The 12,670-nt window shown below is 62.2% G+C and carries 13 protein-coding genes; 9 read left to right on the top strand and 4 right to left on the bottom strand.

Features of this window, described 5'->3' with window-relative positions; translation table 11 throughout:
- Positions 1–102 precede the first annotated feature (102 nt).
- The gene (fusA, locus tag OSW16_RS17405; RefSeq protein WP_241805401.1) at positions 103–2,214 is read right to left on the bottom strand and encodes an elongation factor G; all 2,112 of its coding nucleotides are present in this window, start codon (positions 2,212–2,214) and stop codon (positions 103–105) included.
- Positions 2,215–2,287: 73 nt separating this feature from the next.
- Complete coding sequence (locus OSW16_RS17400; protein ID WP_267817170.1) at positions 2,288–2,713, bottom strand: hypothetical protein; 426 nt, start codon at positions 2,711–2,713, stop codon at positions 2,288–2,290.
- Positions 2,714–2,852: 139 nt separating this feature from the next.
- Here OSW16_RS17400 and OSW16_RS17395 point away from each other — a divergent pair, with 139 nt between their 5' ends.
- Entirely contained in the window at positions 2,853–3,155 is a 303-nt protein-coding gene (locus OSW16_RS17395) for a hypothetical protein (protein WP_241805399.1), read from the top strand.
- 3 nt (positions 3,156–3,158) lie between these two features.
- On the opposite strand, the gene OSW16_RS17390 is transcribed toward OSW16_RS17395, so the two are convergent.
- Entirely contained in the window at positions 3,159–4,403 is a 1,245-nt protein-coding gene (locus OSW16_RS17390) for an aspartate aminotransferase family protein (RefSeq protein ID WP_241805398.1), read from the bottom strand.
- Positions 4,404–4,508: 105 nt separating this feature from the next.
- The gene (locus tag OSW16_RS17385) at positions 4,509–5,405 is read right to left on the bottom strand and encodes a LysR substrate-binding domain-containing protein (RefSeq protein ID WP_267817167.1); all 897 of its coding nucleotides are present in this window, start codon (positions 5,403–5,405) and stop codon (positions 4,509–4,511) included.
- Between the two features lie 254 nt (positions 5,406–5,659).
- Between OSW16_RS17385 and OSW16_RS17380 the strand changes: the two genes are divergently transcribed.
- The 8 genes from OSW16_RS17380 to pgsA all read left to right on the top strand — a co-directional run bounded on the left by OSW16_RS17380 (position 5,660) and on the right by pgsA (position 12,664).
- The gene (locus OSW16_RS17380; protein WP_267817165.1) at positions 5,660–7,042 is read left to right on the top strand and encodes an amino acid permease; all 1,383 of its coding nucleotides are present in this window, start codon (positions 5,660–5,662) and stop codon (positions 7,040–7,042) included.
- 99 nt (positions 7,043–7,141) lie between these two features.
- Positions 7,142–7,642, top strand: a complete 501-nt coding sequence (locus tag OSW16_RS17375) for a PaaI family thioesterase (RefSeq protein WP_241805395.1) — start codon at positions 7,142–7,144, stop codon at positions 7,640–7,642.
- Positions 7,643–7,715: 73 nt separating this feature from the next.
- The gene (locus tag OSW16_RS17370; protein ID WP_267817163.1) at positions 7,716–8,411 is read left to right on the top strand and encodes a glutathione S-transferase N-terminal domain-containing protein; all 696 of its coding nucleotides are present in this window, start codon (positions 7,716–7,718) and stop codon (positions 8,409–8,411) included.
- A gap of 127 nt (positions 8,412–8,538) precedes the next feature.
- Positions 8,539–8,970: a GNAT family N-acetyltransferase gene (locus tag OSW16_RS17365; RefSeq protein WP_267817161.1), complete on the top strand. Its 432-nt coding sequence runs from the start codon at positions 8,539–8,541 to the stop codon at positions 8,968–8,970.
- A 179-nt stretch (positions 8,971–9,149) separates the two neighbouring features.
- Entirely contained in the window at positions 9,150–9,539 is a 390-nt protein-coding gene (locus OSW16_RS17360; protein WP_267817159.1) for a helix-turn-helix domain-containing protein, read from the top strand.
- Positions 9,540–9,602: 63 nt separating this feature from the next.
- Positions 9,603–10,241 carry a UvrY/SirA/GacA family response regulator transcription factor gene (gene uvrY / locus OSW16_RS17355; protein WP_012315215.1) on the top strand — a complete coding sequence of 213 codons (639 nt, stop codon included), beginning with the start codon at positions 9,603–9,605 and terminating at the stop codon, positions 10,239–10,241.
- A 5-nt stretch (positions 10,242–10,246) separates the two neighbouring features.
- Entirely contained in the window at positions 10,247–12,070 is a 1,824-nt protein-coding gene (gene uvrC, locus OSW16_RS17350; RefSeq protein WP_241805391.1) for an excinuclease ABC subunit UvrC, read from the top strand.
- Positions 12,071–12,103: 33 nt separating this feature from the next.
- Complete coding sequence (pgsA, locus tag OSW16_RS17345) at positions 12,104–12,664, top strand: CDP-diacylglycerol--glycerol-3-phosphate 3-phosphatidyltransferase (protein WP_174142233.1); 561 nt, start codon at positions 12,104–12,106, stop codon at positions 12,662–12,664.
- The last annotated feature ends 6 nt before the right edge of the window (positions 12,665–12,670 follow it).

Raw genomic sequence — 12,670 nt, 5'->3', positions numbered from 1 at the left:
GGCAAGAAGGTTGCTTCCACAGGTAAAGCGCAGCCCTGAAGCGCTGCGCGGTCGGGGTGGGAGCCGGCTTGCCGGCGATCGAGGGCGCAGCCCTCGCGCGGTTCACTCCCCGCGATTCTTCTTCACAATCCCGTCTGCAATGCTCGCCGGCGCCTCGGCATAACGGGTGAACTCCATCGTGTAGCTGGCCCGCCCCTGAGTCATCGAGCGCATCGAGGTGGCGTAGCCGAACATTTCTCCCAGTGGCACCTCGGCACGGATCACCTTGCCGGCGGGCGTCTCGTCGCCATCCTGGATCATGCCCCGGCGCCGGCTAAGGTCGCCCATGATATCGCCCTGGTATTCTTCGGGCGTGACCACCTCGACCTTCATCACCGGCTCCAGCAACACCGCCCCACCTTTTTGCGACAGTTGCTTGGTGGCCATGGAGGCGGCGATCTTGTAGGCCATCTCGTTGGAATCGACGTCGTGATATGAGCCGTCGTATACCGCAGCCTTGAGGTTGATCAGTGGGTAGCCGGCAAGCACGCCGTTCTTCATCTGCTCCTCGATGCCTTTCTGAATCGCCGGGATGTACTCGCGCGGTATCACGCCGCCCACGATTTCGTTGATGAACTCCAGGCCTTCCTTGCCTTCATCACCTGGCGCAAAGCGGATCCAGCAGTGCCCATACTGCCCGCGCCCGCCGGACTGGCGAACGAAGCGGCCCTCGATCTCGCAGGTGTTGCGGATCTTCTCGCGGTAGGCCACCTGGGGCTTGCCGATATTGGCCTCGACGTTGAACTCACGCCGCATGCGGTCGACGATGATATCCAGGTGCAGTTCGCCCATGCCGGAGATGATGGTCTGGCCAGTCTCCTCATCGGTGCGCACGCGGAACGAGGGGTCTTCCTGGGCCAGCTTGCCCAGGGCGATACCCATTTTTTCCTGGTCGGCTTTGGTTTTGGGTTCTACGGCCACGGAGATCACCGGGTCCGGGAAGTCCATGCGCTCGAGGATGATAGGTTTGTCCATGTCGCACAGTGTGTCGCCTGTGGTCACGTCCTTCATGCCGATCAAGGCCGCGATGTCACCGGCGCATACGTCCTTGATTTCAGCACGTTGGTTGGCATGCATCTGCACCATCCGGCCAATGCGTTCTTTCTTGCCTTTGACCGAATTGAGCACTGCATTGCCGGAGCTGAGCACGCCGGAGTACACCCGGGCGAACGTGAGCGTACCGACGAAAGGGTCGGTGGCGATCTTGAACGCCAGGGCCGAGAACGGTTCTTTGTCGTCGGCGTGGCGTTCCAGGTGCTTATCTTCGTCGTCCGGGTCGGTGCCCTTGATTGCCGGGATCTCGGAGGGCGCTGGCAGGTAGTCGATCACCGCATCGAGCATCAGCGGCACGCCTTTGTTCTTGAACGAAGAGCCAAGGATGGTCGGCACGATTTCGTTGGCAATGGTGCGCTGGCGCAGGGCGGCCTTGATCTCCTCGATGCTCAGTTCCTCGCCATCGAGAAACTTCGTGGTCAACTCGTCATTGGCCTCGGCCGCCGCCTCGACCATGTGCGCGCGCCATTCGTCAGCCAGTGCTTTGAGTTCGTCCGGGATTTCTTCTTCGCGGTAGGTGGTGCCATGGTCGGCGTCGTTCCAGTAGATCGCCTTCATCTTCACCAGGTCGATCTGGCCGATGAAGTTCTCTTCGCTGCCGATGGCCAGCTGGATCGGTACCGGGTGGTGCCCCAGGCGCTTGTCGATCTGTTTGACCACGCGCAGGAAGTCCGCGCCCTGGCGGTCCATCTTGTTGATATAGGCCAGGCGCGGGACGTGATACTTGTTGGCCTGGCGCCACACGGTCTCGGACTGTGGCTCCACCCCGTCGGCACCGCTGAACACCACCACGGCGCCATCGAGCACGCGCAGCGAACGTTCCACCTCGATGGTGAAGTCGACGTGGCCGGGGGTGTCGATGATGTTGAAACGGTACTTGTCGGCGAACTGCTTGGTCGAGCCCTGCCAGAAGGCCGTGGTCGCCGCCGAAGTGATGGTGATGCCGCGCTCCTGCTCCTGGGCCATCCAGTCCATGGTCGCGGCACCATCATGCACCTCGCCCATCTTGTGGTTGACCCCGGTGTAGAACAGGATGCGCTCGGTGGTCGTGGTCTTGCCGGCATCCACGTGGGCGACGATACCAATGTTGCGGTACAGCTCGATGGGCGTTGTACGGGCCATGACACACTACCTGCGGATGAGCGGATTCTCCCAAGGTAGCAGAGCGGGAGAATCCTGCTTTACCGCCGGGCCGTCAGTCGGCCTGGGCTTGCAGCAGCCACTGGCCGTCCACTTCGCGGGCAAGGCCGCTGGCGGGCAGCAGGGCCAGCAGGCGCTCATGCAACGCCGCCTCGGTAAAAGTCTTGAGAGTGGCAAGGTCCAGGGCCCCGACCAAGGGCAGGTCAGCCTTGGTGTACGACAGCCAGGCTTTTTTCAGTACCTGCGCGACGTCGCTGCCGGCGGTGCTGGCGAAACGTCGGTGCCACTGGCCGCCCTCGAACATGAAACTGTGGGCGTGGGTATAGGTGCTTTCGTCGCCACCTTCGCTGCAGCGGTGGCAGCGGCACAGGCCTTCGCCAAACGCGTTGCGCAGGTAGCTGTTGAAGTCCACGACGGGCTTGAGGGTCAGGCGTTTGTCGACCTCGAACAGGTCGGCGATCAGGGGTTCTTCGGCGCTCACTCGGTGTCCTCGTGTGGTGTGGCGTGCATCGGCGCGCACCCTAACAGATCAAGCCGGGGGAGGCCATTAGAGACAACAGCGTACAGCTGCCGTAATCTACGCGCCCGCAAGCCTGCATCCAATACCGAGGTAACCCCGCTTGAGCACCCAGTTCCCGTACACCGCCACCGTCACCATCAGCGCCGAAGACCGTGGGGGCGATGTCGAGGCCTCGGAAAACCCCAGCATGCGTGTTGGCCTGGAAGCCGTGACCGAAACCCTGAAGAAGGTGCATTTCGTCGGCACGCTCGCGGCCCCGGAAAAACCGGCCACGCATATCTGCGTGACGCTTGAGAACGGCCTGACCTACTACGGTCCGATCGTCAACGGCCACGCCGAACTCGAAGGCGGCTGGATCGCTTTCGAGTCCGACATGCTGACCCCGCAGGAGCTGGGCCTGTAAGCCTCAGTTCAACTCCGCCAGGCACTGCTCGAAGATGTTCAACCCTTCTTCGAGCACCTCGGCTTCGATGGTCAGTGGGGCCAGCAGGCGAATGATGTGGCGCGCCTTGCCGCTGGGCATCAGCAACAGGCCTTTGGCCCTCGCCGCGTCCATGACCTTGGCCAGCTGAGCGGGGGCAGGGCTGCCGTCGGCATTGACGAACTCGATCCCGCGCATCGCACCGACGCCTGTCAGGCGCCCGATGAACGGAAAGCGTTGCTGCCAGCGTTCTACGTGGCTGACGATGGCCTGCTCCTGGCGCTCGCCCCATGTGGCAATGTTCTCATCCGTCATCTGCGCCAGGCTTGCCAGCGCCGCCGCACAGGCAATCGGATTGCCCGAATAGGTCCCGCCGAGGCCGCCCTTGGGCAGCGCCGCCATCAACGCCTGGCGCCCGACCACCGCCCCCAGCGGCAGGCCACCGGCAATACTCTTGGCGAGCAGCAGCAAATCCGGCTCGATGCCCAGCCGCGGGAAGGCGAAGCGCTGCCCGGTGCGGCCGAAACCCGACTGGATCTCGTCGATGATGATCAGGATCCCGCGCTCGTCGCAGAACCGGCGCAGCGCCTGGGCAAAGGCCGGGTCCAGGGCGAGGAAGCCGCCTTCGCCTTGCACCGGCTCCAGGATGAACGCCGCCACGTCCTCGACCGCAAGCTCGACGCTGAACAGGCGGTCCATGGCCTGGAGCGCCTGCTCGCAGGTGACACCGGTGTCGGCGCTGGGGTAGGGCAGGTGGTAGACCGGCCCCGGCAGTTCACCGACCCTTTGTTTGTAGGGCGCGACCTTGCCGTTGAGGTTCAGGGTAGCCAGGGTGCGGCCATGAAAGCCGCCATCGAAGGCGATGATGGCGCGCTTGCCGGTGGCACCGCGGGCGACCTTGAGGGCGTTTTCTGCTGCTTCGGCGCCGCTGTTGGTCAACATGCCGGCCAGCGGGTAACTGACCGGCACGAACGCGCGCAGGCGCTCCATGAGCTCCAGGTAAGGGCCGTGAGGCGCCGCGTTGAAGGCAGAGTGGGTCAGGCGCGTGGCCTGGGCCTGGATGGCCGCGACCACGGCCGGGTTGCAGTGGCCCAGGTTGAGCACGCCAATGCCGCCGACGAAGTCGATGTAACGTTTGCCGTCGGTATCCCAGACTTCGGCATTACGGCCATGGGAAAGTGTAATCGGATGAACGATGGCAATGGATTGGCTGATACTTTCCAGATTCATGGGCACGCAGACCTTGTTCGAGTTTCTTACTATCGAAGCGCGTCGAAGTGCTATTCCACAAACGAATTATTCGATTGCGATCATTCCATGGATTCGCGAACTTGGTCAGTCTCCCTCTGCCACGCGTTCACCAATCCACTGCACGAAGGCCCTGATCTTCGGTACCTCTGCCGCGTGCTCGGCATGGGCGATGAAGTGCCGCCCATTGCTCGCCACCGGGTGGTCCCAGGCCACTACCAGCTTGCCTTCGCTCAACTCCTCGGCCACCAGGTAGCGCGGGATCAGGGCGATGCCGCAACCTGCGATGGCCGCACGGATGCACAGGTAGAACGTGTCGAACCGTGGCCCGTGGTAGCTGTTCTGGCTGTGCAGGCCCAGCCCCAGAAACCATTCGTGCCAGGCTTCCGGGCGAGATGCGCATTGCAGCAAGCGGTGCTCGGTGAGGGCCTGGGCACTGTCGAAGCGGTGCCTGGCCTGTAGCTGCGGTGCGCACACCGGCACCACTTCTTCGCTGAACAGTTCGATGCAGGTCGCCCCCGGCCAGGTGCCCTGGCCGAAAAAGAAGGCGATGTCCGCCTTGGCCTGCACCAGGTCGAAGGGCTCCAGCTCGTTGCGGATGTCCAGGTGGATGCGCGGGTAGCGGTCACCGAAGCCCCTGAGCCTGGGCACCAGCCAGCGAGCACCGAAGGTGGGCTGGGTGGCGATGCGCAGCACTTCGGTTTCGTCGCCATAGCTGAGGATGTAGCGGCTGGAAATGTCGATCTGGTTGAGGATCTTGTTCACTTCGGTCAGGTACAGGGCGCCGGCCGGGGTCAGGTGCAGGCGCCGACGAACGCGCTGGAACAGCGAGTGTGCAAGCAGTTCTTCAAGCTGCGCGACCTGCTTGCTGACGGCGCTCTGGGTCAGGTGCAGCTCTTGCGCCGCCCGGGTGAAGCTCAGGTGGCGGGCGGCCGCTTCGAAACACTGCAGGGCGGTAGTCGAGGGCATCAGGCGTTTGGACATGGCAGGCGCGTACCGAGCAAAAAAGGAAGGAGTTCATTCCATACTGGAATCATGTGCTTCGAAAAGGTCGTTTGTTGACCTCGCCCTATAGATTAATACTGACCTGGATCAACGATGACAACCGGTACTGCGAAGAGGAGGAAAGTGCACCGCCGGCAACTGCAAAACAAGAAAAACAGCATCACGACTTAGATGAATTCTGCTCCAACTTTTTCAGCCGTCCCTGGGACGGCCGACCCATTCGAGGGTTCTCCATGGCTTCGCTAGAAAATAAGAAACAGCGTTCCCTGCAGCACGGCCTGACCTCCCGTCAGGTGTCGATGATTTCCATCGCCGGCATCATTGGCGCCGGCTTGTTCATCGGTTCCTCAAATGCCATTGCCACCGCTGGCCCGGCCATTCTCATCTCCTACGCCATGACGGGCCTGTTGGTGTTGCTGGTGATGCGCATGCTCGGCGAAATGGCCATTGCCAACCCCAATAGCGGTTCCTTCTCGACTTACGCCTCCGAGGCCATCGGCCCCTGGGCAGGGTTCACCATCGGCTGGCTCTACTGGTGGTTTTGGGTGCTGATCATCCCGGTCGAAGCCATCGCCGGCGCTGACATCCTGCATGCCTACTTCCCGGCGGTACCGTCGTGGTTATTCGCCTTCCTGATCATGTTCGTGCTGTCGGGCACCAACCTGGTCAGCGTGAAGAGCTTCGGGGCGTTCGAGTACTGGTTTGCCTTGGTCAAGGTGATCGCGATCATTGCCTTCATCGTGGTCTGCAGCCTGGCCGTGTTCGGCTTCTGGCCACTGGCCGAGGTCTCAGGGGTGAGCCGGCTCTGGGACAGCGGTGGGTTCATGCCTAATGGCTTCGGTACCGTGCTCGGTGGCGTGTTGATCACCATCTTCTCGTTCTTCGGCGCCGAGATCGTCACCATAGCCGCTGACGAGACCGCCAACCCGAAAGACAAGATCCGCCGCGCCACCAACCTGGTGGTGTACCGCATCGCCATCTTCTACCTGGCCTCGATCTTCCTGGTGGTGTCGCTGGTGGCCTGGAACGATCCGCAACTCAAGGCGGTGGGTTCGTTCCAGCGGGTGCTTGAGGTGCTGAATGTGCCCGGTGCGAAATTGCTGGTCGACCTGGTGGTGCTGGTGGCGGTCACCAGTTGCATGAACTCCGGCCTGTATACCGCTTCGCGCATGCTGTATTCCCTGGGTGCCCGTGGCCAGGCGCTGAGCATGACCAAACGTATTTCCGGTGCCGGCGTGCCGACCGTGGCGGTGGTCCTCTCGACCCTGGCAGGCTTTGCCGGCTGCTTCGTCAACTACGTGTTCCCCGGCAAGGTGTTCGGCTTCCTGCTGTCGACCACCGGTGCGATTGCCTTGCTGGTGTACCTGGTGATTGCCGTATCGCAATTGCGCATGCGGGCCCGTGCCGATCGAGAGGGGCGTGCGCTGGAGCTGAAGATGTGGCTGTTCCCCTGGCTGACCTGGCTGGTGATCGGCACTATCGTAATGGTGCTGGGCTATATGCTGTTCAGTGATGCGTACCGTTACGAGACGCTGATGACGGCCGGGGTGACCTTGTTCATCTTGCTGGTTTCGCTGACTCAGCGCGGTGCCAGGGCGGTGGCGCAGCCTGCCTGAACATTGGGGCGCTTTGCGCCCCTTTGCATTGGCGCATGCCAGGCGCGGCGCTACCATGCAGCTTGCATCCCTACCCATTGCCACACGTAAAGGACGCGTATGAACGAACAAGCGCTCTGCCTGCAGGCATTGGCCGCACCCGACGGTATTTGCTACGGCTGCGGCGTTGCCCACCCCAGCGGCCTGCATGTGCAAAGCCATTGGGACGCCGACGGTATCCACCTGGTGTGCCGCCACACGCCCGACGGCACGTTCACCGGCTGGCCGGGGCTGGTCTACGGCGGCCTGCTGGCGATGCTGGTCGATTGCCATTCCAACTGGACTGCCATGGCCTACCACTACCGGGCCGAAGGGCGTACGCCGGGCAGCCTGCCACGTATCGATTGTGTCACCGGCAGCCTGGGCCTGAACTACCTCAAACCCACACCCCTGGGTGTCGAGCTGCTGCTGAAGGCGCGTGTGGAAGGCGAAGTCGGGCGCAAGACGCGGGTCATCTGCGAGGTCTGGGCGGGGGATGTGCTGACAGTCAGCGCCGATTCGGTGTTCGTCCGTGTGGATACCGAAAAGCTCAAGCTCAAGGCCCATGGCCAAGTGAGCTGACAACGGCAGGTGATGGTCAGCCGCCCGTGATGTTACTAAAGTGACAGGTCCATTCCCTTGGCACAGGTTGACCATGACCGATCTCAGCGCATTTCCCGTCACACGCAAATGGCCCGCGCAACACCCCGAGCGCCTGCAACTGTACTCGCTGCCTACGCCCAACGGCGTCAAGGTGTCGATCATGCTGGAGGAGATCGGCCTGGCTTACGAGCCGCACAAGGTGAGCTTCGAAACCGACGACCAGCTCAGCCCTGAGTTCATCTCCCTCAGCGCCAACAACAAGATCCCGGCGATCCTCGACCCCGATGGCCCTGGCGGCCAGCCTTTGCCGTTGTTCGAGTCAGGCGCGATCCTGCAGTACCTGGCAGAAAAGAGCGGGCAATTGCTCAGCCATGATCCGGCGACCCGCTACCAGACGCTGCAGTGGCTGATGTTCCAGATGGGCGGCATCGGCCCGATGTTCGGCCAGGTCGGCTTCTTTCACTTCTTCGCTGGCAAGGAGTATGAAGACAAGCGCCCACGGGACCGCTACGTCAACGAATCCAAGCGCCTGCTAGGCGTGCTGGACCGGCACCTGCAAGGGCGGCAGTGGATGGTCGATGAGTACAGCATCGCCGATATCGCCATCTTCCCTTGGGTGCGTAACCTGGTGCAACGCTATAACGCCAGTGAGCTGGTCGGCTTCGATCAGTTCAAGAACGTGCAGCGCGTGCTGAGCGGTTTTCTCGAGCGCCCAGCCGTTCAGCGGGGCCTGAAAATCCCAGGTTGATGCGCTGTGACCCGGTCAGTGAATTTCCAAGCCTGTCGAAAGGCTGCGTGCCAATGCAGGAGGCGTCGATGATCCGCTGCAAGCGCGAGGTGCCACGGCCACGGTTGGTTGAGCAAGGCGGTGTGTGATGCCCATTGAGCTGATACCTGCGACCGATGCCCACCGCACCTTCGCCCGTGACCTCACGCGCCGGGCCATGCTGGCCTACTATCGAGAATTCGATCTGTTGTGGATCGAAGAGGCGTTCGATCAGGCCTGGGATTGGCGGGAGCAGTGGCTGATCGTGGAAGGGGGATCCGTGCTGGGCTTCTGCAGCCTCAGCAAGGACCGCCAGGCATTGTTCATTCGCGAACTGCACCTGTTGCCTGAGCATCGCGGGCGGGGGGTTGGCAGTTGGGTACTGCAAGCGCTGGCCGATAAGGCGGCGCAGCAGAGGCTGCCATTGCTGCGCTTGATGGTGTTCAAGAGCAACCCGGCGCGGCGGCTGTACCAGCGCCAAGGGTTTGTCGAAATGGGCGAGGATGAGTGTTTTGTGCGTATGCAGAAGGTGATTGGCTGATCCGCGTCATATGTGTGTTGTAAAAGCCATGCAGATCAAGACTTACGGCGCTTGGTGGAGGCATGATACTGGCTTGCGACTCCGGCGTGCGATGGGCATAGTGACCGAGTAGTCTGCAAAGGCCCACAGGGTTGTGAGCAGTTTTTGATGATGGCTAGGGAAGCAGGAGAAACATCAGTATGAATGGGCTCGGTCCGCGTCTTAAGGAAGAGCGTGAACGGCTGGGGATGACCCAGCGGGTGTTTGGTGATATCGGCGGCGTCGAACCCAATGCCCAGGGCAAATATGAAAGTGGCGAGCGCACGCCAAGGCTCGATTACCTAGCTGCGCTGGCGGCCAGAGGCGTGGACGCGCTCTATGTGCTCAGCGGTGTTCGCACCCCCGCGCAACTGGACAGTCTGACGGCGGATGAAACCGGTTTAGTGGCTGCGTTCAGGCGCCTGGCTGCTGACGACAAAGCCGCGTTCGGGCATTTGCTGGAGCGCCTGTTGGGCGATGGAGGGCGCAGTGATGCGATGCGGCCGCAGTGGCGTGAGCGTAGGGCATTCTCTAAGGAAGTTTTACGCTAGGCCCGCCTTGAAAAATTTTGTTAAGGTGGCGGGATCCAATCGCCCTGTTGACGAGGTGTCTGCTTGATTAGGGTCCTAGTGGTCGACGACCACGATCTGGTGCGAACCGGTATTACACGCATGCTGGCCGACATCGACGGCTTGCAGGTAGTGGGGGAGGCGGATTCGGGCGAGTCGGCGCTCAAGCTGGTCCGGGAGCTCAAGCCGGATGTCGTGCTGATGGACGTCAAGATGCCTGGCATTGGTGGCCTTGAGGCTACCCGTAAACTGTTGCGCAGCCACCCTGATACCAAGGTGGTGGCCGTGACCGTGTGCGAGGAAGACCCGTTCCCCACCCGCCTGATGCAAGCCGGCGCGGCCGGCTACCTGACCAAGGGCGCGGGGCTGGACGAGATGGTCCAGGCCATCCGCCTGGCGTTTGCCGGGCAGCGTTACATCAGCCCGCAGATTGCTCAGCAACTGGCACTCAAGTCGTTCCAGCCGCAAGGTTCGCCGTTCGATGCGCTGTCGGAGCGGGAAATCCAGATTGCCCTGATGATCGTTGGGTGCCAGAAGGTTCAGCTCATCTCCGACAAGTTGTGCCTGTCGCCCAAGACCGTCAATACTTACCGGTATCGGATCTTTGAAAAACTCTCGGTCACCAGCGACGTCGAACTGACGTTGCTGGCCGTTCGCCACGGTATGGTCGACGCAAGCCTCTGAACCTCATGTCCCAAGCTTTTGATGCCAGCGCGTTCCTGGCAACCTGCAGCGCTCGCCCGGGCGTCTACCGGATGTTCGACAGCGAGGCTCGGCTGCTCTATGTGGGCAAGGCCAAGAACCTCAAGAAGCGTTTGGCCAGCTATTTCCGCAAGACTGGCCTGGCGCCTAAAACGGCCGCGCTGGTGGGGCGCATCGCCCAGGTCGAGACCACCATCACCGCCAATGAGACCGAGGCGCTGCTGTTAGAGCAGAACCTGATCAAGCAGTGGCGGCCGCCTTACAACATCCTGCTGCGCGACGATAAATCCTACCCGTACGTGTTTTTGTCCGACGGCCAATTCCCACGGCTGGGCATTCACCGCGGCGCGAAAAAAGCCAAGGGGCGCTACTTCGGGCCATACCCCAGCGCCGGGGCCATTCGCGAAAGCCTCGGCCTGCTGCAAAAAGCCTTCTCGGTACGCCAATGCGAGGACAGCTATTACGCCAACCGCACCCGCCCTTGTCTGCAATACCAGATCAAGCGCTGCAAGGGGCCTTGTGTGGGGCTGGTCGATGCAGAGGAATATGCCGAGGACGTGCGCCATTCGGTGATGTTCCTCGAGGGCCGCAGCCAGCAGTTGGGCAATGAGCTCAATGCCGAGATGGAAAAGGCCGCGATGGCCCTGAACTTCGAGAAGGCCGCCGAACTGCGCGACCAGATCGCCTTGCTGCGCCGGGTTCAGGACCAGCAATACATGGAAGGCGGCTCCGGCGATGTCGACGTAGTCGCCGCATTCATCAACCCCGGTGGGGCCTGCGTGCACCTGATCAGCGTGCGCGGTGGCCGGGTGCTGGGCAGCAAGAATTTCTTCCCGCAGGTAGGCATCGAGGAAGAGGTGTCCGAAGTGATGGCCGCCTTCCTGTCCCAGTTCTATGTGGGCAATGCCGAGCGCGAATTGCCGGGCGAATTGATCGTCAACGTGGTGCACGAGGACTTCGCTGCAATCAGCGAGGCATTGCAAACCCTGCGCGGCCGTGAGCTGACCATCAGCCACCGCGTGCGCGGCACCCGCGCGCGTTGGCAGCAACTGGCGGTGACCAACGCCGAACAGGCGCTCAACGCCCGCCTGGCCAACCGCCAACACATGGCAGCACGGTTCGAGGCCCTGGCCGAGGTGCTGGGCCTGGACGAAGTGCCGCAGCGCCTGGAGTGCTACGACATCAGCCACTCCAGCGGCGAGGCAACGGTCGCCAGTTGCGTGGTATTCGGGCCTGAAGGCCCGCTCAAGTCTGATTACCGTCGGTTCAACATCGAAGGCGTGACCGCCGGTGATGACTACGCCGCTATGCACCAGGCCCTGACGCGCCGCTATGGGCGCATCAAGGACGGCGAGGGCAAGTTGCCCGACGTGCTGCTGGTGGACGGCGGCAAGGGCCAGCTGAACATGGCCCGCGAAGTGATGCAGGAGCTGGCCTTCACCGACCTGACCCTGCTCGGTGTGGCGAAGGGCGTGACCCGCAAGGCCGGTTTCGAGACCCTTTACCTCAATGACGTGGCCCACGAGTTCACCCTCAAGGGTGACAACCCGGCGCTGCACCTGATCCAGCAGATCCGCGACGAAGCGCACCGTTTTGCCATCACCGGCCACCGCGCTCGCCGTGGCAAGGCCCGCCGAGTGTCCAGCCTGGAAGACGTTGCCGGGGTAGGGCCCAAGCGCCGCCGCGACCTGCTGAAACATTTCGGCGGCCTGCAAGAGCTCAACCGCGCCAGTATCGATGAAATCGCCAAAGCGCCCGGCATCAGTAAAAAGCTTGCCGAGTCGATTTATGCCAGCCTGCATAGCGAGTAGAATGCCGGGCTCAACCCGCAGCCAGTCGTACCGATGAATATTCCAAACCTGCTCACCGTTCTACGCGTCCTGCTCATTCCGATCTTCATCTTGCTGTTCTATATGCCCTATCACTGGAGCTATATGGCCGCCAGCACGGTGTTCGCCATCGCCGCCGCCACCGACTGGCTGGACGGCTACCTGGCGCGTCGCCTGCAGCAGAGCACGCCGTTCGGCGCGTTCCTCGACCCTGTGGCCGACAAGCTGATGGTCGCCGTAGCCCTGGTGCTGCTGGTGCAAGTGCACGCCAACTTCTGGCTGACCCTGCCGGCCGCCGTGATCATCGGCCGCGAGATCGTGGTGTCGGCCCTGCGTGAGTGGATGGCTGAGCTCGGGGCGCGGGCGCATGTGGCGGTGTCAAACCTCGGCAAGTGGAAAACCGCAGCGCAAATGCTGGCGCTGATCATCCTGCTGGGCAATCCGCCGCTGGTGACCTTCTGGGTGATTCTGGGCTACGGGTTGCTGTTGGTTGCTGCGGCGCTGACGCTGTGGTCGATGGCCCACTACCTGCTGGCCGCCTGGCCGCACCTGCGTGAAGGTTCGGAACAAAAATAAAACTTT

It is taken from the genome of Pseudomonas putida (genome assembly GCF_026625125.1).
GTDB lineage: Bacteria > Pseudomonadota > Gammaproteobacteria > Pseudomonadales > Pseudomonadaceae > Aquipseudomonas > Aquipseudomonas putida_X.
Note: the sequence above shows the minus strand (reverse complement) of the source record. Positions and strands in the feature narration are given on the sequence as shown.

Coding starts and splice junctions, on each gene's coding strand:
- fusA (WP_241805401.1), bottom strand. CDS start 2,214: ATGGCCCGTACAACGCCCATCGAGCTGTACCGCAACATTGGTATCGTC.
- OSW16_RS17390 (WP_241805398.1), bottom strand. CDS start 4,403: ATGAATCTGGAAAGTATCAGCCAATCCATTGCCATCGTTCATCCGATT.
- OSW16_RS17385 (WP_267817167.1), bottom strand. CDS start 5,405: ATGTCCAAACGCCTGATGCCCTCGACTACCGCCCTGCAGTGTTTCGAA.
- OSW16_RS17380 (WP_267817165.1), top strand. CDS start 5,660: ATGGCTTCGCTAGAAAATAAGAAACAGCGTTCCCTGCAGCACGGCCTG.
- OSW16_RS17375 (WP_241805395.1), top strand. CDS start 7,142: ATGAACGAACAAGCGCTCTGCCTGCAGGCATTGGCCGCACCCGACGGT.
- OSW16_RS17370 (WP_267817163.1), top strand. CDS start 7,716: ATGACCGATCTCAGCGCATTTCCCGTCACACGCAAATGGCCCGCGCAA.
- OSW16_RS17365 (WP_267817161.1), top strand. CDS start 8,539: ATGCCCATTGAGCTGATACCTGCGACCGATGCCCACCGCACCTTCGCC.
- OSW16_RS17360 (WP_267817159.1), top strand. CDS start 9,150: ATGAATGGGCTCGGTCCGCGTCTTAAGGAAGAGCGTGAACGGCTGGGG.
- uvrC (WP_241805391.1), top strand. CDS start 10,247: ATGTCCCAAGCTTTTGATGCCAGCGCGTTCCTGGCAACCTGCAGCGCT.
- pgsA (WP_174142233.1), top strand. CDS start 12,104: ATGAATATTCCAAACCTGCTCACCGTTCTACGCGTCCTGCTCATTCCG.